Genomic DNA, 20246 nt, shown 5'->3' on the forward strand with positions numbered 1-20246 from the left:
TTGGATCCGATCAGGACATCGCTTCAGACCGTCGCGTGACGGCCCGTGGGCAGATGCTTGCCCATGTACCCGACGATAATCCGATCCTCGGTGCGGTCGAATTCGAAGTACAGGCGCACCGTATGGCTGAGCGTCATGTGCGGGAAGATTTCCCGAATCTGGTCGCCGTCCTTGAATCGGCGATGGGATCGGAGCTTCTCGCTGGATTCGACGCGGTCACTCTCCCTGGGGGAGATCTTGCCGGGCACCACCTCTCGAACCTGGCCTCCAAAGCCTTCCTCTCGAAGGGGTGTATAGCCGTCCCGGATCAGAGACCCAACCTTGGACATCACCGTCGCGCCCTGAAGGTCCAGCGTTTCGTTCCCGGTCGCGCTGGGAAGCAACCGAACCCGATCCGGATACATCGCCGCGAGTAGCTGAAGGGCGTGGTCCGGAGTGTCATTCGATACGTAGCGCTCAATCGCCTCGTTCAGGCTCGGATCGGATGCCCCCGCTCCCCCCGTTTGAGCACAACGCCGTCGCGCGCGAACTTCGTCCTCGGCCGCAAAAAGGGCCTGGCGCAGAGCGTCATTCTCCGCCTGGAGTTGCTCCCATTCGAGCGGGGTCGGCCCGTCCGTCTCGGGATCCGGATTCGGCTCCGGCGTGGGAAAATCGGTGGGGCACTGGCCGTCCGATAGCTTCGGAAGGTCAAGATCGAGGACCGGCTGAAGCGATGCAAGATGAGATTGCACCGTCGTTTCCATTGCGTCCGCCAGCTCGGTCAGCAGTTGGCCGCGCTCGCGCACGGTGTCGGCCTGTTCCGCTTGCGCCGCTTTGTCCGCCAGCGCCTGTTCATCCGCCTCCAGGGACTCGAGAAAACGCCCGACGCTCATCATGGCCTCGGCTAACACGGTCTCGCTCCAAACCTGATGCTCGGTGGCACCCGGGTCCAGTCGCTCGAGACCTCGGCGAACCTGGTCAACCGATTGCCGCGTTGCACCCCAGGGGAAGCCCTCCAGGTGAGCGTACGACGTGCCGGCGGCACCCGCATCCAGAACGTCGAGAAGCATATCCAGAAGTTGCTCGGACTCTCGGGCCCGGATGACCGTCAAAGAGCCCTCTGTGCGTTGAAGACCCTCGCCCGCTCGAATCATCCAAGAACCACTTTCCTCGAACGAGTGCCCCGGATAGAAGAAGCCGACATCGGCCGCCAGGCGCGCCCGGAACAGCTCTCGGCGCCCGCGCATTTCGGGGTCGATAGTGAACAGGGGCGCCCATCGAGCGTCGTCCAGATCGGGGTCAGGGTCCAGAAAGAACGGGAAGAGGTGCGGACTGTATCCGATCAGATGGGAGGTGAGGTCACAGGGGCCGATAAGCCAGCAAAAGGCCATCAGAGCGCGCGCGGTGCGGCGCTGTTCGGATCGCTCCATCCGGTCCGACAGGAAGACGTCCTGGAGAAGACACCGGGCCTTTACGAGGGCGCGCGATTCGACATCGTTCATCGGGCCGCTCGAAAGCTGTTGTGCCACGAGAGCGGATGTGGATATCCCTTCGCTGATAAAGGGCCCGAGGTACTCAGGGATATGGGTCGCCTCATCGAGCGCCTCGTCACTCGGGATCGGGGGGCCCTCGCTGACCGCGATCGCCGGGCGTCGCGCAAAGTAGTCCTTCAGCCAGATCAGCTCGAGCGTTGGGAGACCGGGATCATCGATGCCTCGTTGATATCGCCGTGCCGTCCAGGTCCCGTAGAGCTTCGAGAGCATGCGATTGCGCCCTTGCTGTGCCGAACCCTCCTTCTGGGAAAAGAACTTGAACGTTCGCTTGTACAGCGCATTGTCGCGCTTGCGTAGGCGCTCCAGCAGGGTCTTGGACTTGATCCCCAGCAGCCGCTCCAGTCGGGCGCCGCTTTTATCAGGGGTCAGGCCCACCACCCCGCCGAGCGCCTCGCGATACAGGGCTTCCAGCATTCGTACCGTGTAATCCTTCGGTGTAGGGGCGTCGAGAACGTACTCAATGATCTCGGGGGCGGATAAGGGAGCGCGAAGGGGGTCGATTGGCTCACTGGAGTCTATGTCCCATTGGGATGGGTCCGTGGAGGTGCAAGCCGAGGCGGCGTCCGCATGCTCGGGGTTAAATGATGCGAGAAGGCTCATATTCATCCTTGAACTGGGGTTTGGAATTCCCTCAACAGGGTATCGAAAATTCGGTCGTTGTCGATTTTTTGGGTGGTGTTTCGCCCCGAGAAATGGACTTGACCGGTACCCACCGAGTGGACAGGATGCAACGAAGGGTTGAGTGAAGCGGATCCGCGCTTGCGAAAACCAAGGCAGTATACGCAGGGCCGGGCCTTGCGTGACTGGGGCTTTCAGGTCGTCGAGGTGAAACGCCCGACGGGAACATTGGAACCCCCCTGCCTGGTGCGATCCCATCGCACCTCGGGTGAAGAGCACACCCGGCAACCGGCGAACGCTGTGAGGTCAGTAGCGGTTGCAAGACGCTTCGAGCCGCGCGCCGCGCGCTTGAGCGAAAGGCTGAAAGGCCTCTGATCGTTTCGTGCCTCGGACTACGCCCCGCGTCACACACGAAACGAACCCGCCATCGGAACCAATTCCGATTCTGTCCATGCCGCCCTCGGCGGATGCGACGTACCCGAACGACCGTTGAATGGAATCCCGCTCCCGCATCCTGTGGTGCGTATGGGACGCCTCGCAGCGCATGATGCCGCGGCGGATCGATTCATCGTGTGGCGCTATCGCCACCCGGGCTGTCCGTCCTGATGTCAGGCTCGGACCGGTTGGACAGCCTGTGTATACCGACCTCACCACCCGCCTTGCTTTGCGCAGGCGGGTTTTTCTTTCTAATTCCGCCGCCGCTCCCCGGCCCTGTCCGGGTCCGAGCGCGGCACCCCGGCTTCAAGCCAGCACCCTCACCCGGTGTTGATGAAGCGCAGACCCCGATCCTCGGGGCTGTTTTAGACCCACGCCCACGCGGGCTTGTTTAGAGGAAAATCAGCGTATGAGTACGTACACCATTGTTCTCTCTCTTCCGGAATATGCCGCGCCCGGAAAGCGCGGCGGTGACGAATTCGTCACCATCACCACGATCGGGGAGGATGTTGAAAAAGCCATCCACGATGCGCAGATGCGCACGATGATGGAAATGGTCGAGGGGATTGATCCCGGTCGTCCGGAGGATTTTGTAGCGGTCGGCGTGTTCGAAGGCCGCCTGAAAAACCTGACGCCGGATCTGTCGATGGTTTCTCACATCACGTAAGAGTCCAACCCTGTAAGACCTGAGCACAGGGGCGCTTGCGCCCCTCTTTTTTGGAGAACACACCATGGCACGAGCATTTCAGGGTGCGTACGGCCTGATCCTTTGTCGGAACGCCTCCGATCAAGAGGAACAGGAGACGTTCGCCAGCGCGTTCGACTGGTGTATCCACCACCCGGATCACTGGACCACTCAAACGATGGGGGCGATCGAGCGATCCGAGGAATCGGGTCGTTACGTCACGAATGGACTTGGGTATACCGCAATCACCACCCGGATTGAGGATCTCTTCAAGAATCCCCGGGACCGCGGCGCACCCGAGCCACCGGAAGCCATCTGGATCCCCACAGAGGCCCTTCTCGAGAGACTCATGGGGCCGATGGATATGAGGGAAGGCAAGGACGTGGACTACTTGCGTCTGCGAACCTGTCTGGATGGCGACCTGATGCGATTGAATGCCAGTGGCCACCTTCTGTTGGCTGGCTGGCTGGCAAAGATCGAAAAGGAAGGCACATCCATCGCCGTGATCTGAATCCTTCAGAGCGGCTTTCAACGCCCCGAACGGGGCTTTTCAAAGGAGAATCACTATGAGCAACAACTACGAGACCACGACCGTCCTTCAGGACATCCCGAAGCGCCTGTTGAATCCCCTGGATCAGAAGATCCTCGAGGGGATGGGCGTCGGAATCGAGGAACAACCGAACGGGAGTTACTACCTCTTCCTGGAAGACGGCGATTCCAATTTCTGGGTCATCGAGCCGGATGAGTTGGACGTGATCCGCAAACTGATCGATGAAAACTACCCGGATCTGGAGTCAGCGCCTGGATGGATGGCGAGGGTCGGTGAGGTCCTTCAAGGGTATCCGGAGACTCTGGAGCAGGGTGATCGGTGGCCCGAGATTGATTTCCCCGAGATCGGGATCGATTGGCGAGACGTGCTTCAGTCCATCCTCTCCAAGCCCGAGAACACCGGCCCCGACCGCCTGGACTGCATCGAGGCCAAGGCGGCGTACTGGTGCGACAAAACCCGCCGTAATGAATTCGGTGGACACGTCACCCGCATCACACGGGAGAGCATCGATGTCATCGGCATCGACCATGTCCTCGAGTTCATGCGCAAGGGCGGTTCCATCGGCTTCGATGGGCAACTGGAGTCCGCTCCGGCAACGGAGACGGAGACGGAAGCACCGACGGTGCTGAACGAGCCCCAGGCCGGCGACAGCCTCTATGAGGGGATCGTCACCTTTGACTCGACCTGTTCAGCCACCGTCCGGGTCTACGCCCCGGATGGTGACGCGGCCGCTGCGCGCATGACATCCCCCGAGTTTCTGACCGGAGCCCAGTTTGACATCGACGATGGCGGGTACGACGGCTATTACCTCGGGGATCCGGATGCGATCGAATGCATCCGGTCCAGCGACGATGCGGCCTGACCGCTAAACCCACCCCCTTTTACCACCCCTGTGTTCATTGTGAACGCGGGCGGTGGCCTTTCCCAATTCCGTCGGCGCTCCTGGGCATCCGCCCGGTCCGAGCGCGGCCCCCCGGCTTCAAGCCCATGCCCTCACCCGGCATGGAAGAAGCGCAGACCCCGGTCCCGGGGCTGTTGTCGACCCACCGCCTTGTTCGAGGCTTTTAACCAAGGAGAACCACTATGCGTAACTTCACGTTCGTCGCCCCGCGGTCACTGGATACGGTGCTGCTGGATGCACTGGCCCCGGGAGACGGGGCGGTGCTCCACGATCCGAGCGATGCGTCGGGTTGGCAGACCATGTTGGTCCGCCTATCCGATGGTCGCAGTGCGGCCGTGACGTCTATCCGCTGGGACGGCGGTCCGGCGTGGAAGCCCTGTTCGTCGCAGGACTTCGTAAAAGACGCCGCCGGAAACTGGTGTGCGGGTTAGGGCTCGTCACATCACTACGGGGCCATAAGGCCCCTCTTTCAAGGAGAATCACCATGTCCGAAGCCAACGCCACTCAATGCATTCTTGTTTGTGGCAACCCGATTGACGGGTTGACGTTCGTGGGGCCGTTCAACGACCCCGAGGAAGCGGGCGACTACGCCCATGGATCGGATCTCTCGCGCGATACATGGGTTGTGACCCAACTGGAGAGTCCAGCCGTTGAACGCGAATAACCATTCGTGTTCATGAGCCCCATCGGAACCACCGGGCGGAAGGCCGCCCAACGGTGACGTCTACACCACCGCCTCAGTGAGGCGCTTTTTCAGGAGAAAACCTATGGAACACACGAAGACTGCACAGCAACTCGTGGCGCAGCTCGAACAGCACCAGATGGTCATCGAGCAGGACAACGGGGTCTTTCGGAGTATCCGATTCGCGGCCCCGAACACCAATGTCCAAAGCTATCGGCTCACCACCTGGCCGGGGTATATCGCGATCAGCGGGGATATGGGCACGTATGTGTTTGCCCGAATGCACGATATGTTCGAGTTCTTCCGCCAGCCCGGGGATGGCCCGATCGATCTTTCGCTCGGGTACTGGGCCGAGAAATGCGTATCGGCGGATCCGCACAGCGGGATCCAGCGCTACAGCCCGGACAAGTTCGAGGATGTGGTGATGGACATCGCCCGGAACCCGCCCGAAGAGCTGGACGACCCGGAAGGGTTGATCCGGGAGGTTCGGGAGGAGGTCCTGCCGTTCTCCGACGACGGGGAGCGAATGGCCCGGTACGCCGCAGAACGCTTCGAGTATGAAGGGAAGGGAGTCTTCCTGGACTTCTGGGAAGTCAATCTGCGGGAGTACACGTCGACCTTTGTCGAAGCCTGCACGGCCATCGTCCAGGGGATTCGCCAGTACGACGGCATCCATCAATGGACAGCGGTCGCGACCGGGGAATTCGACACGCTCTATGTCTGCAAGCACTGCAAGGCGCGGCATGTGGAGGCCGCCGATCAACCGGGTTCCGAACCCCCTCAAAAGGGGTGTTCATCGGGCGCGAAGCTCGAACAGTGGAACGCGGATGCATTTCACGACCATGTCGTGGCCATTGGCTACGGCGAGCCGACCGAAGCCGGCCGGGCGCTGGGCGAAAAGCTCGTACTCGCCGGAGATGACTGCGCAACGGCCGCTCACGAAGTCGTGGCTCGAGGCCTCACAACCGAACCGGAAGAGACGGACCAATAGGCTCGACCGGATTTCAAAGAAGTCACCCAACGGGGCCATAAGGCCCCTCTTTCAAGGAGTATTACCATGACGAAAAGCACCACACTGAGACTCGATGTGGCCCCCAACGACCTGAACGGCGGGATGGAGCCGCTGTCGGGGACGATCGTTCTGACCGAGGCGGCGCTTCAACGCATCCAGGAGCTGGCGGCGCTGTGCGAAAAGCACCAGCTCAATGAGGCGAAGTTCTTCGACTTCTCCATGGAATGGGAAGACATGGACGACACCGAAATGGATCAGTGCTCGGTATCGAGCGACGCCGTGCGTTGGACCGCGATGGTCAAGCACACAGATGTCGCGTTCGAGACCGAAGATATCCGCATCGCGGACATCGAGGCAGCAATGCGCTGACCTAAACCCCACCACCCCCGGCGTCCGAAAGGACTTCGGGGGCTTTTTTTTGGGTGTTATCCTCGGCGAAGACCCATCAACGGACAGCTCCCGCGTGGAATGGACTCCAGACGAAATCGAAACCCTGCGTGACCGCTATCCGCAAGACGGCGTTGAAGGTGTTCAAGCGAGATTGACGAACCGCTCGGCCAAATCGATCCAGTGCAAGGCCCGCAAGCTCGGTATCCAGCATGCCGCCCGCGGACCATTGAGGCCCTGGACGCCGGAAGAAGATGCCATGGTGATAGCGGAGTACGCCCGTCTCGGAACGTCCCCACTGGCATCGATGTTGGGGAAGACCCGCCAGGCGGTGAAATGGCGGGCCTGGGATCTGCGGGTATCGCACACCCCGGAGAAATCCGCCCCGCTCTGGAGCGAAGACGAGATCCGGGTGCTGAAGGAACAGTGGGAGATGGGTGGACTGCCCGCGGTGCGCGCCGCCCTACCCGATCGAACGAACCAGGCGATCAAAACCCGGGTCTGGGAACACATCCGGCCCAGCGACCGGACGATCGCACAGCGTCGCGAGGATCGGCAGCGTCACCGGGCGTACCGCCGCACCTAGAAAAGGTTGTTGAGAAATCGCCCGAGTGGCCGAGCACTGTAGTTCAGCGGCGGGAGAAGGTCCAAATGCTCGAAGAGACGGGGCCTTCAGGCCCCATGGCCCCGTATTCCATCCAGCGCGCACGAAGCCGGGCACCCGTCAACAACCGATCAGCACCCTCGGTCACAGCCTGGAGCGCCACTTCACCATCCGCAAAACCGTGCGCACATCTTTCAGGATCGTCGCCACCCGTACCATCCGCATGGAGCACCCGCTCCAGCTCCAACGTCACATAGCCATCGGCCTGCACCAGCACCGTCACATCGAAATGGCATTCCGACCAGTGCGAGGCACGGGCCAGCGTGATGCTCACCAGAACCAAACCGGCCAACCCCGCACCCATCAGGAATTTCGGAAAAGCCCTCAACCCGTGTCGCTCCGACATCCGCGTGATTTAGCCGGTCTCCAACGCCGGCTCCACCCAGCGGATCGGGATCTTCGGATTCCGAGAGGACCACCGAGCAAATGCGGCGGAATCCGTCCTCAAAAGCGTCCGCCGGCGCCCTCGATAGACCCCGCCACATTCGGGGCATGTGGCAGACAGCGGCCCCTCCCCGGGGAACCCCAAGGCACATTCCGTGCACACGAAGTTGTAACTAAACATGGATCAAGTCCTTTGATCGTTGAGGCTCAGAGAACCTCCGAGGCAAAATCGGCCAATCGTGAACGTTCGCCCTGAACAAGCGCCAGGTGACCGCCATGCGGAAACGGCCGGAATCGATCGACCACGTAGGTCAAGCCGGAGGACGTCTCGGTCAGGTATGGGGTATCGATCTGCTGAAGATTGCCGAGTGCGACGATTTTCGTGCCGGGACCGGCGCGGGTAATGAGCGTCTTCATCTGGCTGGCGGTCAGGTTCTGTGCTTCATCGAGGATAATGAAACGCTCAAAGAAGGTCCGACCCCGCATGAAGTTCATGGAGCGTACCTTCACCTTGTTGGAAAGAAACTGCTCGGTCGCCGAACGCCCCCAGTCCCCGCCATCCGGGTTTTCCGTCAGCACTTCGAGGTTATCCATCAGCGCGCCCATCCACGGAGTCATCTTTTCCTCCTCGGTGCCCGGGAGGAAACCGATGTCCTCTCCGACCGGGATGGTGGCCCGCGTCATGATGATCTCGCGGTAGGTGCGCTGATCGAGGACCTGGGAGAGACCGGCCGCCAGCGCCAGCAGGGTCTTTCCGGTGCCGGCGGCCCCGACCAGGGTCACGAAATCGATCGAAGGATCCATCAGCAGGTTCAGGGCGTAGTTCTGCTCGCGGTTCCGAGCCTTCACGCCCCAGGCGGAATGACGGGGATTCTGGAAGTCCCGAACAACCTCCAGCACCGCCGTTTGTGAGGCATGATCCACCGATCGGACCATCGCCTCGATGTCCGTGTCCGAATCCCCCAGGCGATACACGAAGTCATTCGGTGCCCATTCCTCGATAAGCGGTCCGGAAACGCGATAGTAGCTCCGACCATTCTCTTGCCAGGAATCGAGCGCATTGCCGTGGGTTTCCCAGAAGTCCGCCGGCAGTTCCGCCGCTCCTCGATGAAGAAGATCGACATCCTGGAGCACCTGGTCGTTACGGTAGTCCTCGGCCTCGATCCCGGCTGCGGCCGCCTTGATGCGCAGGTTGATGTCCTTGGAGACCAGCGCCACATCGCGCCCTTTGAAGGCTTCCGACAAAGACAGGTTCAGACCGCACGCGATGATCGCATTGTCCGCGGTGAGAGGTTCGAGATGTTCTGGTGGGGCGGAATCCTCGGCCTGCATCTGAAAATACAGCCGACCGGTGGGGCCCTGATGGCGCTCCAGTTCCATTGAGCCCGACAGCGGAATACCGCTTCGCATGTCACCGTCCTGTCCCTGTACCAGGTCGTCCAGAAAACGGCTCACCTGGCGCGCATTGCGCGCGACATCCGTCTGCCCCGTTTTGTGCCGGTCGAGTTCTTCCAGCACAACCATCGGAATGAACAGGTCGTGTTCGTGAAAACGAAACAAGGCGGTGGGGTCGTGCATCAGAACGTTGGTGTCCAGCACGAGCAGGCGGGGATGAATCATGGATCGCTCCTTCCTTGGATGGGGTGTTGTTCAGCCGACTCCAGTCGGTTAGAGCCACTTTGCCACGCTTTCGAAAACGATGCACCGAGCCGACGCGGCACGGGTCGGGGTTTTGATGGTGGTCCCGGGATGCGGCACCCTGAAAACGGGCGTCAATGGACGATGCCGAGAGGGCAGGATGAAACAGCCAGTTCTAATTGAACGCCACACCGAACGATCGGCGGTTCGGTCCAACCCAATCGGGCGCTTTACGCTTTCGGCCTATATTCAGAATCCGGAGACGCAGCAAAAGGAGTTGGCGGGGTGGCTGAAGGCGTCCGAGGTGAGTTTCATCCGGGGGTTTGCGGATGGACGGGATCTCTTTTCGTTGATGGAGAGCTACAGCGGCGCCATCGGGATTCATTACCCGTTTATCAACAGCCTGGAACGGGGCACTTTGCGCGGGATCTGGAGCGATCCCCCGCCATCACATTGGGTGCGCCCCTGGGGGATCATCGATTTATTGGTGGTGATTCCCCGGTGGCGCGGTCATGGTGTGGGGCATGCACTGGCGACCCACGCCCTTCGCGACAGCCTGAATCAGAGCCAGGTGGTATCCCTGATCCCGCAACCGTTGATGGTCGGAGACGGCGCGCGGCCCATCATCGACCCGACCGGGGTGACCTGGACGCCCCGCGATCTGGTTGGGTGCCCGGAATGCGAACCTGGTCTGCGACCGCACAGTGGGATTCTGCGGTTCTGGACCCGCTATGACCCGCTGCATGTCGTGCCTTGCCCGGAGTTCACCGAGGGTCCGTATGTGGCCGGAAACCTCCATCCGAAAAACCCGCTACCCGAGAACGAGGACGCGAAACTATACCCCCTGGATCCTTACGAGCAGGCCATCATTGAGCGCGAGAAGCAGATCGAGAAGATGGGGGCTCAACTGGACTCCGTCTTCTCACGACTGATGGATACCTCCGGCCAAGCCGCCCTTCATTTCATCGACGCGTACTGGCGCGACCTCTACAGCCTGGTTCCGCGTGCCGAAGAGACCGTCCAGCGCAATGCACACGTCGAGCCCGACCCTGGCCGCCGCCGGGCGCTGGAAATGGCGGTCACAGGACCATTCGAATATCAGGCGGAATGGCTGTATGACACGTTAGGGGCCGAAGAAGCGCAGCGCACCATCCACCGGTTCATTCGGGAACATGCCGCCACCCCGGCAAGGCTGAACACCAAGCCGTCCGGGAAAGTCGACAGGGATCCTTGAAGCGATAGGATCAGGGTGGTGTTCGAACCCCTTGAGGCCAACTCGCATGCGTTTTATGCCGGAACGCATCAACAGCGTTCTCCCCGAAAACTTGCTTCAGCACGTCCGTCGCATGGCGGGGGTAAATGAGGCTCTGGCGGCGTTGTTTCCGCGCGATGTCGAGTCCGGCCGCCTCCAGGGTGCCGTGCGCGATGAAACACTGGTTCTGGTGTGTCGCGACCGAGGAATGGCCACCGAGGCCCGTTTCCAGCAGCGGGAAGCGCTGAAGGCGGTTCAGGCGGCGGGGTGGCGCGGACTGAACACGGTTCAGATCCGGATGGCCAAGGGCGCCGCCCCGCTCGATTCAGAAGCGGTCACCAGAGAACTCCCGCGGGAGATCCCAGAGGGCGCTCGCACCCAACTGGAAACGACCGCGCGCACCATTGACGACCCTCAACTGGCGAAGGCCCTCCAACGACTGGCGAAGGCGGGAGATCCCCGCCGAAAAGGCGATCCGGGAGCAACGCAACAAGCCGAATAAAATCGACAGGGCCAGCGCGCGCGGTAGGCTTGCAGGAAAGCGGAAGAGACACCGAACAATGAATGATGAACGCTGGATTGCAGTCGATCTTTTCACCGCCCCTGGCAAAAGCGGCGGAGAAAAAGTATGGGGCCTGGTGGCAGACCCGGACGACCCGGGCGTGTACATCTCAGTCTGGGGAAAATGGAATCCGGCAAACCCGAAGATCCAGCAGATCAAGAAAATCCGGATGAGTTCGCCCGAAATGTGGGAGCGGATCGAGGAAAAGCGCAGAAAGGGGTATCAGGTTTTGCGTGGGTGGGAGGTGGACGTGAGAACCGGAAAGGTCCGTAAAATAGGAGCGACACCGACCAACAACGATCCGCCTATAAAGCCAAAGCGCGACGTTGAGCAAGATTGGCTTCAATCAGACGGCGCGTACAGCCGGGCGGTCATTTGAAAAACCGACGGCGGCGAAGCCCGGGTGAAACCCGAAGGAGACAAGATGGCAACCGCGATTGAACGTAGCCGGGCGTATCGGCCGGCCCCTGTGGCAATCGAACGCGCTGAGTTCGAGCACTGGAAGCGCGAGACCTGGATGGAGTACGCGGCCTGCACTATCGGCCGATCTCGTGGGTACCCGCGCCGCCTGACCTTCTGTGTGCGCTTTGACGGCACCTTTAGGGTCATGCTCGAAAAAGAGGACATCGTCTACCAAGGCGATACCTTCGAGATGGCACAGAGTGCTTTCAACCGCCACGCCCAGCGGGGGTGATATCGAGGGCGACCAACGCCCCCTAGAAACGATTCCAAAAGCTCAAGGAGCGAGCATTGAAAACCGAAAACCCCATTCCGATGGACTCACCCGCTGCGTTCGAACTGAACGCGGCTGTTCAGCGTCATGCACGGAGCGCTTCCTTCCCGGATGGGATTTTTGAGCGCGGAGACCCGGAAATGGTCATCCAGCACCTCGGAGTCAACACCCGAGGGACGGATTATGTTGTTGGCGACATCCACGGCATGTTCTCCGCGCTTGAGCGCGCCCTCGAAAATCGTGGGTTCGATCCCGCTTGTGATCGGCTCCTGAGTGTTGGGGATCTGATCGACCGAGGGCCGGAGTCGGAGCGCGCGGCGGACTGGCTGGAAGAACCCTGGTTCCGGGCGTGCCGAGGCAACCACGAGCAGATGATGCTAGAGAGCCAATCCGACGTCGGCGATCCCGAGCGCGCGCACCTGTGGCTACAAAATGGTGGCGCATGGGTGGCGGGACAGACGGAACGGTGGATCAAGAATTTCGCCCGCCAGGTCGCTGCCCTCCCCTTCGCGATGGAGGTTGAAACTCAACTGGGCGAACGCATTGGAATTACGCACGCCGAAGTGCCACTGCTACTGAGCTGGGACGGATTTCTGTGCGCCCTCGAACGAGAATCCCGGGACCCGGGATCCGATCCGGTGGCAATGCGGTCCGCATTATGGGGGCGACAACGCCGGCATCCCGATCACGCGGCATGGATCCGCGCCGGCAATGAAATCACCGAGCGTGAGTACGAAGACGACATCGAGTGGTGGGGAAAGTGGATTCAAGCGGTTCTCAACGAGCCGATCATGGATCAACGGGGGGAGGCGCTGGCGGCCTGCGCGGTAGGTCATACGCCGGTCAAGGCCATCGTGGCGCACACCAACATCGTCAGCACGGATACCGCCGCTTACCGCTGGATGCGCCCCCCGAGGAACGAAATGCCCATGCCACCGGATGCGCTACCGGTCCTGACGCTGGATGAAATCATCGAGACGAGGATGCGCGATGCGAACGCCGGGTAACTGCTGCAAGAGCGCGTACCAGGGCCTGGAGGCGGTTACACGTACGATTGGGCGCGCTGATAATGCGGAGCTGGTACACGGCCTCGTAACCGGTACTGGTGGCGGAATCGAAGGGCTGCGCTACGGTCATGCATGGGTCGAGATCAACGGCATTATGGTCCTCGACTATAGTCAGGCCCGCCCGATGACTGTGCCCCGGGAGCTGTATTATCGAACGGGGAATATCGACCCGGCCAAGACCGTTCGATACACCCTGGATGTGGCCCTCCAATTCCTCCTCGATCGAAAACATTACGGACCCTGGGAGCCCTGGTTGCACGAGCAATGGATTCCCGGGGAGGTTCCGGAGCACATCAAGGAGTCGGCCGGTGATCGATGACCAGGGCATCCCTCGAACACTCTCCGCCGGTTGGCGGCGGGTGCTTTCCTATCGCCCCAGGCGACCGCAGGAGTGGGTGGTCTTGTCTGGTGTTGGCGGCATGATTGCGTGGATGGGGATCGCCGCCGAGGTACCGGATACGGGGCTGGCCATCGCGATTGGTGTATGGGGGCTCTGGGTGTCGATGGCCTTTAATCCCGCTACCCTTGACGACCCGCGCGTCTCGCCCTGGGCGCATTTTTTCGCGCTGGCGTTCTATGTCGTCCTGATGCTCGGGGTGGTCGGATTGATTGGCCTTTACGCACTCTTCGTGCGCTGGCCGGAAGGGTTGAGCTGAAGGGCACTTGCCGGGTTTCGTTGAAACCGTAGAATGAGAGATTCAGGATACTCGTTCATCAAGGATGATGGCATGAAAAACGAAGCCCATAGCGCCCCTCTTCAGTTCCTCGTACAGGACGCCCTCCCGCCCACGAAAAATGAAATCCGGGCCAGCCGGCAGAGGCATCGGGAAGAACGGAAGGGCGCCCTCGGGGCCGCCATGATCATTATGGTTGGGGCGCTGATCGCTCAAGCATTGTTTTACGCAACGGTGAGCATCGAAAGCCTCTTTCAGCCGCTAAACGCGAGCGCCTTCGAGATCCCGGTGTTTGGAGGGCTTGAGCCTGCAACCCAGGGACATCTTCTCATGTGGGTGCTGGCTGGATTGGGGGCATTTCTCGTGCTGGGTGGGATGATCGGCCGGCTCTGGCTGGGTGTCACTGCGGTAGTGATGGGCGCATTGGCATTCATCGCGATGGCGCCTCTCGAATCCAGCGGTGCGGCCCTGGCGGCCACCTGGGTGGGCCATCTGGTGGGGTGGTATCTGGTAGCTCTCGCCATTTCGTCCCGAATCAGTGAAGCGCAATTCTATCAGCATGCGATTGTGCGCCTGGATCCTCTGGATCGATACGACCAGGCACTTCTCTTGGGTGATAACGCCCGGCAACCGAATGTCCGAGCCTATATGGACGCCGTGGAAAGCCAAAAACGGAGCTTGACGCGGGGCGAGCTTCAGGAGATTGAAGCCTTCTTGAGGGAGAACCGGGAAAAGCCGATCCCGCGCGAGAAAGAGGCCGCGGTGACCGGAGAGACCCAAAAGGCCGCCTAACGATCAGGCGGCCTTGGGGTTGCAGGATTGATCCAGGGTTACGGACACGGACGTTTCACCGGGTCGCCCGCCCTCGCCGCCTGGACCATCAGCCGGATATCTTCCATGCCATCGGCACTCAGCGGGCCCCAGCGTTCCAGAGCCGGGTGATCAAACTCGCCCCGGATGCGCGCCTCGATCATCTCGAGCACATCCAGATAGTAGCCCTCTTCCTGTGGGGTACGCGGATCGTGCTGGAAGTCCGCTCGGTCGATCGGCTCCACAAGAAAGGGGTCACAACGACCTCGCCGACTATCGATGTCATCATTGTCCAGGGTGGAATACTCCACCAGGTCCTCACTTCGGTCACTCAGGCCCGTCGCGGCCTCTTCAGCGCTGTCCGCGTAGATCGCGCAGACGGTCTCGACGCTCGCGCGCCAGGTGACTCGGCCCGAAAAAAGCGGCTGACCTTCGTAGGCGGGTTCGTTCACGAGAATAGCGGAAATCATGGCGTGCTCCTGTACCGGCTTCGGGCCGGTTCCGTTGAATGAGATCCCATTGTGCCCGGAAGGGGCGCCCTGTCGAGTTCTCTGACCTATGCGGGCGGGGAGAAGAAAAACATAAAAAACAAAATAATGCCGATAACGATTGCCGACGCGGCAACCAGCAAAACCGGCATCACCAAATCGAATACCCTCGCGAGCGAACGAGATGTGGAAGGGGAACGAGTACGCTTATACAGCTTCATTGGGCACCTCATTGGTGCTTGGATTCAAAAAGGTCCGAACGAACCCGCACCGCAATCTTCAGCGCGAGGCGTCCCAGATCGGCGATCCGCTTTTCCGGCCCTTCGATCCCGGAGGGGCGGTATCGACGATTCCAGGCCAGCCCGCTCGTGTGGGGCATTGGCACCACCGGCACACCCCGATACTGCGGCAAGAGATCGGCGATCCGAGAGGTGCCCGGCGCCACTTCCTTCGCCATGACGTCATGGAGCAATCGATGTACCTGGCTGAGGTAGGACTCCTGACGCCGGATCACGGAATTGCCGAGATGACGCCCGGCGCTCTCCCCGACAAGCAACAGCACGGCCGGCCGCATCCCGTCGATGGTCTGATCCAGCCAACCTGAACAGGATCGAATCTCGTCCGCGAAGGGCTTGCGATTCCCGGGCGGACGGCAGCGTACGATGTTGGCGCGCGCCCATTGCTGGCGGGTCAGTCCGGCGGCCGCGTACATCTCGCGTTCCAGGGTTTGGCCGGCCGCCCCGATAAACCCAACGCCGTGTTCATCCTCGTCGGCCCCGGGCCCCTCCCCAATCGCCAGGATCGAGCCTTTGGCCCCATCGGGGTTCACCACCTGTTCCGCCTGCCCCCGCAACCGGCAAAGATGGCAGTCTCGAGAGATCATGCGGGAGCCCCCGGTGCCGCCGATTCCTCGGCAAGACCCCTCCGAAGCACCGCCTTCAGTTGCTGATCACGCTCCCGGGCCACCCCTTCGATCGCACGGAGGGCCTCGCAAACCCCAAGCGTGCGGAAAAGCCAGGAAACCTGCCCTTCCAGACCCTGGTTGTTGATTTCGGATGCCCGGACGGATATTTCGTCCAAAAACACATCGGAGGATTCGTTGGCATCGCGATCCGAAAGTGCATTCAAGGCATCCGCTCCGATTGATTCATGCAGGTCGTGGATAAGGTCATCCAGGAAATCGTCGCCGTACAAGCGCGCCAGCCGCTGAGTCGTCATCTGGATACGCTCAAGAGTGAACTGCGTCATGTGGTTATGCTCCATGTTGACCGACTCCGGGCCGGATCCGTGGGTTTGATCATGCAATATATGAAGAGAATGGCTTGAGGAGCATGCCCTACCACTCGAAGGGGAGAGAGGTTTGGCGTCGACTACAGGGGGTCATCGACGTCGGTAGAGCATACTCCTCAAGCCATCCAGCATGCGGTCGGTTGATTCGCAATACACGAAGACGATATCGAAAAAACTCCGGGACGCAAATTAAATTCCGAGTGCGAACCCAAATAAAAAACCCGCTGCCAAAAAAGCAACGGGAAAGAAGGGCTGACGTGGAAAAGAGGTCCCACGGGGGTCAGCCCTCAGAGGAGGCAATGATCAATCGGCCTCGAATGCGGCTTCACGCTCCCATACGGGCTTCTTGGGGTCCGTGGGGCGAGGCTCCATCGGTTCAGGAGAATGCAACCCGAAACCTTGACCGTAGTCGACGCCGATCTCGCGCAATTTTAGGACAAGAGAGGCATCCGTTACAAACTCGGCGACCGTTTCCAGATTCATGACCGAGCCAATATGGTGGATGCTCTCAATCATGGCCAATGAATACGGGTCTTCGGACATCCGCTTGATAAAGCTGCCATCGATTTTCAGAAAATCAACATTCAGATCCCGAAGGTACCCGAAGGAGGACATCCCGGTGCCAAAGTCATCGAGCGCGAAACGGCAACCCCGAGCGCGGAGCGCATCGATCATGGCGCCGGCAGAATCAAGATTGGCGATCGCGGAAGTCTCGGTAATCTCGAAACAGATCCGGGTAGGATCAACGCCCGTGCGATTCAGGCACTCATTGATGTAGGGGAGCATTTCGTTATCGCAGAGGGATTGCCCAGACAGATTGATTGAGTAGTTCCCTTGCGATAGCGGGCCCGGCTGGGACATCCGGAGAAGGGTTCGACGGATCACCCAGCGATCGATTGAGGGCATCATGCCGAAGCGTTCAGCAGCCGGAATGAAAACCCCGGGCGAGACCATCTCGTCGTCGGAATTGATCATTCGCACCAGGATCTCGGTAAAACCACCCTTCTTTTTCGAGATGGGGCAGATGTGCTGTCCATAAAGCCAGAACCGATTGGCTTCCAGGGCTTCAGAAACCTCTTGGAGACAGTGCATGTGATCTTCGCAGTAGGTCAGATTCTGGTCGTCTTTCGTGTTGACGTGGATCCGGTTCCGTCCGGCTTCCTTCGCGATGTAGCACGCCGCATCGGCCTTGCTCATGCACTGGGCGGAATCGAAATCATCGCCCGGGATGGGGGTCACCCCAATGCTCACGCCAACCGAGAACCGCCGCCGGCCCCACTCGAAACGGGACTCCGAAATAGCGGATCGGAGCTTGTCGGCGATCTGCTCGGCTTGGGTTATGTCGCACGTGGGAAGCAACACGCCGAATTCATCCCCACCCAGACGGGCCAGCGTGTCGCTGGAACGGAGGATATTTCGTAGCGTATCGGAGAGCTGCTCAAGCAAAGCGTCCCCGGCCGGGTGACCACAAGTGTCGTTGACGAGTTTGAACTGATCCAGGTCGAGATACAGAAGCGCGTGTTCGACACCTTCCAACCGCGCGTGCTCGACCAGGTATTCCAGGCGCCGCTCGAATTCCACGCGATTGGGGAGGCCGGTGAGATGGTCGTGGGTCGCCGACCACGTGAGTTCGCGGGCCATCCGGTGCGAGCGCGTGACATCGCGAAGGATGATCGCCGATCCGACTGTAACGCCCGACCGGTCCTTTATCGGGCTCGATACCTCTTCGATTTGGGACTCCTGGCCGCTTCTCGAAACCAGGGTCATCGTCTCGTGCAAAGGGGATGATGGGCCGTCCAGTGGATCAACCGCGTCTTTCGACGCAACCAGGGAGCCACTTCGAAGATTCACAACCTGGTCAAAAAGTTGGCCTTTGGCATCACTTAGAGGCCAACCGGTGAGCGTCTCGGCCACCGGGTTGAGGTATTCTACACGGCCCTCCCGGTCCGTCGTGATCACCGCATCTGCAATGGCTTGCAGGGTGATTTGGGCCTTTTCCTTCTCATGATGGAGATCTGCCTCGCGGTCTCGACTCCCACGCGTGACAACCCAGGCGGTCGCTGAAGCGAATGCGATCGCACCGAGACCGAGCAAGAGCATCCAGAAAACTGTGGCGGCGTATTGCGATTGCGAGGTGGACGAAACGGCCTGGGTAGTGGTCATGATGTGATCCAGCAATGCATCCAGGGCGTCCAGGGCGTCATTCTGTTTCGGGATCGCGTCATGAAGTAGCTGTTCGATCCCCGTTTCAAACTCCCCCTGCTGGAATAACGCCAAGACGGCTCGTTGAGAAGGGCCTGTTGCGTCCGAGAGATGCAGGTAGCGATCCAGCATCTGGCGTTCTTCAGAGGTAAGGGGTGAGCGCATAAGCTGGTTGCGCGCAGAGAGGAACTCGGATGTAGACGTCCGGAACGCGGTCACGGCCTCATCCCGAACAAAGACATCATCCGAGACCGCAAAGACAAGAAGAGCGACAGATCGCTCGCGCGCCGCCCCGCGCATCGTCCGAATGGAGTCTGCTTTGACGCTCTCAATCTCGGCGATGTCGGTGACGCGTTCCTGGAGCGAGGCCATCCGCTCTAGGCTCAGGCCAAACAGCGCCACCATCAGTGACAAGACGATAATGAACCCACGCGCGGGAGATGCGAGGGAGCGGCTAGACACGAGCGAGCCGCGCAGAAAGTGTCCCACTATCGTCCTCCATGACCGAATACCGAGCGAAATCCTTCGCGCAATGATCTGAAACGGTATCCCCCGCTACAGTCAAGGTCAATTCTCCACAAAAAAAACCGGCGCCGCCCATCCCTGGGTGACGCCGGTTCGGTACTCGGCCACTGATGTCCTTGAGCAGCCGTCTGGTGCTGTCCCTCTAACCCGGAGGGTACACGGAGCCGTAGGGTGGCTTGACCCTCGAGCGCCCCGTCTAGGAGATTTGGCCCTTTCAAGGCCGGAGACGATCGCTCGAGTGCAGCAGTTTTTGGGGCCATCACCCTCGGGCACTTTCTGCAAATCCCACCCCTGTTTAAATAGGCCAGGGGCCGCCGGAAAATCGGGCCGCAGTGCGGCCGGTCGTGTTGTTCAGTGTCTCCAGGTTGCCCGAATAATTCGCCTTGTCGAATTCTTCCGCTCGGATCTGGAGAGAGAATCGAATCCGTTCGATCCGAGGGCGTCCTGCCCCGGCACGTCCTGTGCCTGATATCCGTTTCTGCTGTCGTCCTCATGTCCTTTGATGGTTCCCATGCTGTCAGAAAAAATCATCCTGTCGAATTAAATTCGGACCGTTCCAAAAAAAACCCGCGCGGCACGGATGCGGCGCGGGTGGACGGCGGTATCGCGACCCCTATTGGCTCCAGCACTGCCATCGATACTGGGAAGTCCAGAGAACCCGATTATTGCCCCCCCAAGGGCAAAGTCTGCTCGTCTTTATTTGGGTACGAGGGTTATCTCGCGTCGAAAACGATGTCTCCGCGCCGTTACTTTCCCGGGTGAGGAACAATCGATAGACCCCCCGACCAGGACCGCTATACCTGCCGATCGAAACCATCGAAGAAGGCGTTGGCTCGCTCGCCCCGCCACCCGCAAGAACCGAGCCTTCGGGAATGCTGCACGACTTCGAAGACTGATCCCATTCGAAACCCATTTCCTGGCAAGCCGCGGCGGGATGGGTACAGGAATGCGTTTCGGGCTCCCAAAGACCCTCGTTGTCCTCGCACCGCTGGCGGATGGAGGCCCAGTACAAAGCCGTATCGGATTCGATTGGCCGCCCGCTCGAGTCGAACCGCTGACCGGATCGAATGGCTTCATCCGAGGTATCCGCAAGCCCTCGGAGAGTATCCCCTCGGTCCCGGGAGCTGGAACGTAAAGCCTCGAACGAGTCATCAC

23 protein-coding genes are annotated in these 20246 nt (G+C 60.4%); 16 read left to right on the forward strand and 7 right to left on the reverse strand.

Translation table 11 applies throughout. The features are described from left to right. Positions 1 to 23: 23 nt before the first annotated feature. Positions 24 to 1946, reverse strand: a complete 1923-nt coding sequence (locus F627_RS0112390; protein WP_155987134.1) for a hypothetical protein — start codon at positions 1944 to 1946, stop codon at positions 24 to 26. A gap of 1048 nt (positions 1947 to 2994) precedes the next feature. Between F627_RS0112390 and F627_RS0112395 the strand changes: the two genes are divergently transcribed. The 8 genes from F627_RS0112395 to F627_RS17235 all read left to right on the forward strand — a co-directional run bounded on the left by F627_RS0112395 (position 2995) and on the right by F627_RS17235 (position 7388). Continuing rightward, complete coding sequence (locus tag F627_RS0112395) at positions 2995 to 3252, forward strand: hypothetical protein (RefSeq protein ID WP_019584219.1); 258 nt, start codon at positions 2995 to 2997, stop codon at positions 3250 to 3252. A gap of 64 nt (positions 3253 to 3316) precedes the next feature. Continuing rightward, positions 3317 to 3781 carry a hypothetical protein gene (locus F627_RS0112400; protein WP_019584220.1) on the forward strand — a complete coding sequence of 155 codons (465 nt, stop codon included), beginning with the start codon at positions 3317 to 3319 and terminating at the stop codon, positions 3779 to 3781. A 55-nt stretch (positions 3782 to 3836) separates the two neighbouring features. Then, positions 3837 to 4682 carry a hypothetical protein gene (locus F627_RS0112405; RefSeq protein ID WP_019584221.1) on the forward strand — a complete coding sequence of 282 codons (846 nt, stop codon included), beginning with the start codon at positions 3837 to 3839 and terminating at the stop codon, positions 4680 to 4682. Positions 4683 to 4903: 221 nt separating this feature from the next. Beyond that, entirely contained in the window at positions 4904 to 5152 is a 249-nt protein-coding gene (locus tag F627_RS0112410; protein ID WP_019584222.1) for a hypothetical protein, read from the forward strand. Between the two features lie 53 nt (positions 5153 to 5205). Then, positions 5206 to 5385, forward strand: a complete 180-nt coding sequence (locus F627_RS15815; RefSeq protein WP_019584223.1) for a hypothetical protein — start codon at positions 5206 to 5208, stop codon at positions 5383 to 5385. 103 nt (positions 5386 to 5488) lie between these two features. After that, positions 5489 to 6394 carry a hypothetical protein gene (locus tag F627_RS16040; RefSeq protein ID WP_019584224.1) on the forward strand — a complete coding sequence of 302 codons (906 nt, stop codon included), beginning with the start codon at positions 5489 to 5491 and terminating at the stop codon, positions 6392 to 6394. 66 nt (positions 6395 to 6460) lie between these two features. Further along, positions 6461 to 6784 carry a hypothetical protein gene (locus tag F627_RS0112425; protein WP_019584225.1) on the forward strand — a complete coding sequence of 108 codons (324 nt, stop codon included), beginning with the start codon at positions 6461 to 6463 and terminating at the stop codon, positions 6782 to 6784. Between the two features lie 49 nt (positions 6785 to 6833). Continuing rightward, positions 6834 to 7388, forward strand: coding sequence for a hypothetical protein (locus F627_RS17235; RefSeq protein WP_231370160.1), 555 nt, complete (start codon positions 6834 to 6836; stop codon positions 7386 to 7388). 43 nt (positions 7389 to 7431) lie between these two features. Here the strand turns inward: F627_RS17235 and F627_RS0112435 are convergent, their stop codons facing one another. Next, complete coding sequence (locus F627_RS0112435) at positions 7432 to 7740, reverse strand: hypothetical protein (RefSeq protein WP_231370161.1); 309 nt, start codon at positions 7738 to 7740, stop codon at positions 7432 to 7434. Between the two features lie 317 nt (positions 7741 to 8057). Further along, entirely contained in the window at positions 8058 to 9470 is a 1413-nt protein-coding gene (locus F627_RS0112440; RefSeq protein WP_019584228.1) for a PhoH family protein, read from the reverse strand. A gap of 178 nt (positions 9471 to 9648) precedes the next feature. Between F627_RS0112440 and F627_RS0112445 the strand changes: the two genes are divergently transcribed. The 8 genes from F627_RS0112445 to F627_RS0112475 all read left to right on the forward strand — a co-directional run bounded on the left by F627_RS0112445 (position 9649) and on the right by F627_RS0112475 (position 14568). After that, complete coding sequence (locus F627_RS0112445; protein WP_155987135.1) at positions 9649 to 10722, forward strand: GNAT family N-acetyltransferase; 1074 nt, start codon at positions 9649 to 9651, stop codon at positions 10720 to 10722. Positions 10723 to 10768: 46 nt separating this feature from the next. Then, on the forward strand, positions 10769 to 11242 hold the full coding sequence (locus F627_RS15825; protein WP_019584230.1) for a DciA family protein: 474 nt from the start codon (positions 10769 to 10771) through the stop codon (positions 11240 to 11242). A 58-nt stretch (positions 11243 to 11300) separates the two neighbouring features. Beyond that, positions 11301 to 11681, forward strand: coding sequence for a hypothetical protein (locus F627_RS17050; RefSeq protein WP_155987136.1), 381 nt, complete (start codon positions 11301 to 11303; stop codon positions 11679 to 11681). Between the two features lie 45 nt (positions 11682 to 11726). Next, a complete protein-coding gene (locus F627_RS0112455) occupies positions 11727 to 11996 on the forward strand; it encodes a hypothetical protein (protein ID WP_019584231.1) in 270 nt (89 codons plus the stop codon). 56 nt (positions 11997 to 12052) lie between these two features. Beyond that, a complete protein-coding gene (locus tag F627_RS16045) occupies positions 12053 to 13042 on the forward strand; it encodes a metallophosphoesterase (RefSeq protein ID WP_155987137.1) in 990 nt (329 codons plus the stop codon). Next, the gene (locus F627_RS0112465) at positions 13026 to 13421 is read left to right on the forward strand and encodes a hypothetical protein (RefSeq protein WP_019584233.1); all 396 of its coding nucleotides are present in this window, start codon (positions 13026 to 13028) and stop codon (positions 13419 to 13421) included. Before F627_RS16045 ends, F627_RS0112465 begins: the two co-directional genes overlap by 17 nt. Then, positions 13411 to 13758, forward strand: coding sequence for a hypothetical protein (locus tag F627_RS0112470; RefSeq protein WP_155987138.1), 348 nt, complete (start codon positions 13411 to 13413; stop codon positions 13756 to 13758). Before F627_RS0112465 ends, F627_RS0112470 begins: the two co-directional genes overlap by 11 nt. A gap of 72 nt (positions 13759 to 13830) precedes the next feature. After that, positions 13831 to 14568 carry a hypothetical protein gene (locus F627_RS0112475; RefSeq protein WP_019584235.1) on the forward strand — a complete coding sequence of 246 codons (738 nt, stop codon included), beginning with the start codon at positions 13831 to 13833 and terminating at the stop codon, positions 14566 to 14568. 38 nt (positions 14569 to 14606) lie between these two features. On the opposite strand, the gene F627_RS0112480 is transcribed toward F627_RS0112475, so the two are convergent. The 4 genes from F627_RS0112480 to F627_RS0112500 all read right to left on the reverse strand — a co-directional run bounded on the left by F627_RS0112480 (position 14607) and on the right by F627_RS0112500 (position 19055). Continuing rightward, a complete protein-coding gene (locus F627_RS0112480) occupies positions 14607 to 15056 on the reverse strand; it encodes a hypothetical protein (RefSeq protein ID WP_019584236.1) in 450 nt (149 codons plus the stop codon). 247 nt (positions 15057 to 15303) lie between these two features. Beyond that, positions 15304 to 15957 (reverse strand): uracil-DNA glycosylase, encoded by a 654-nt coding sequence (locus tag F627_RS0112490; protein WP_051081494.1) that lies wholly within the window; start codon positions 15955 to 15957, stop codon positions 15304 to 15306. Then, entirely contained in the window at positions 15954 to 16337 is a 384-nt protein-coding gene (locus F627_RS0112495) for a hypothetical protein (RefSeq protein WP_019584239.1), read from the reverse strand. Before F627_RS0112495 ends, F627_RS0112490 begins: the two co-directional genes overlap by 4 nt. A gap of 330 nt (positions 16338 to 16667) precedes the next feature. Continuing rightward, the gene (locus F627_RS0112500; protein WP_019584240.1) at positions 16668 to 19055 is read right to left on the reverse strand and encodes an EAL domain-containing protein; all 2388 of its coding nucleotides are present in this window, start codon (positions 19053 to 19055) and stop codon (positions 16668 to 16670) included. Positions 19056 to 20246: the final 1191 nt, after the last annotated feature.

It is taken from the genome of Thioalkalivibrio sp. ALE16, from assembly GCF_000381305.1.
Taxonomy (GTDB): domain Bacteria; phylum Pseudomonadota; class Gammaproteobacteria; order Ectothiorhodospirales; family Ectothiorhodospiraceae; genus Thioalkalivibrio.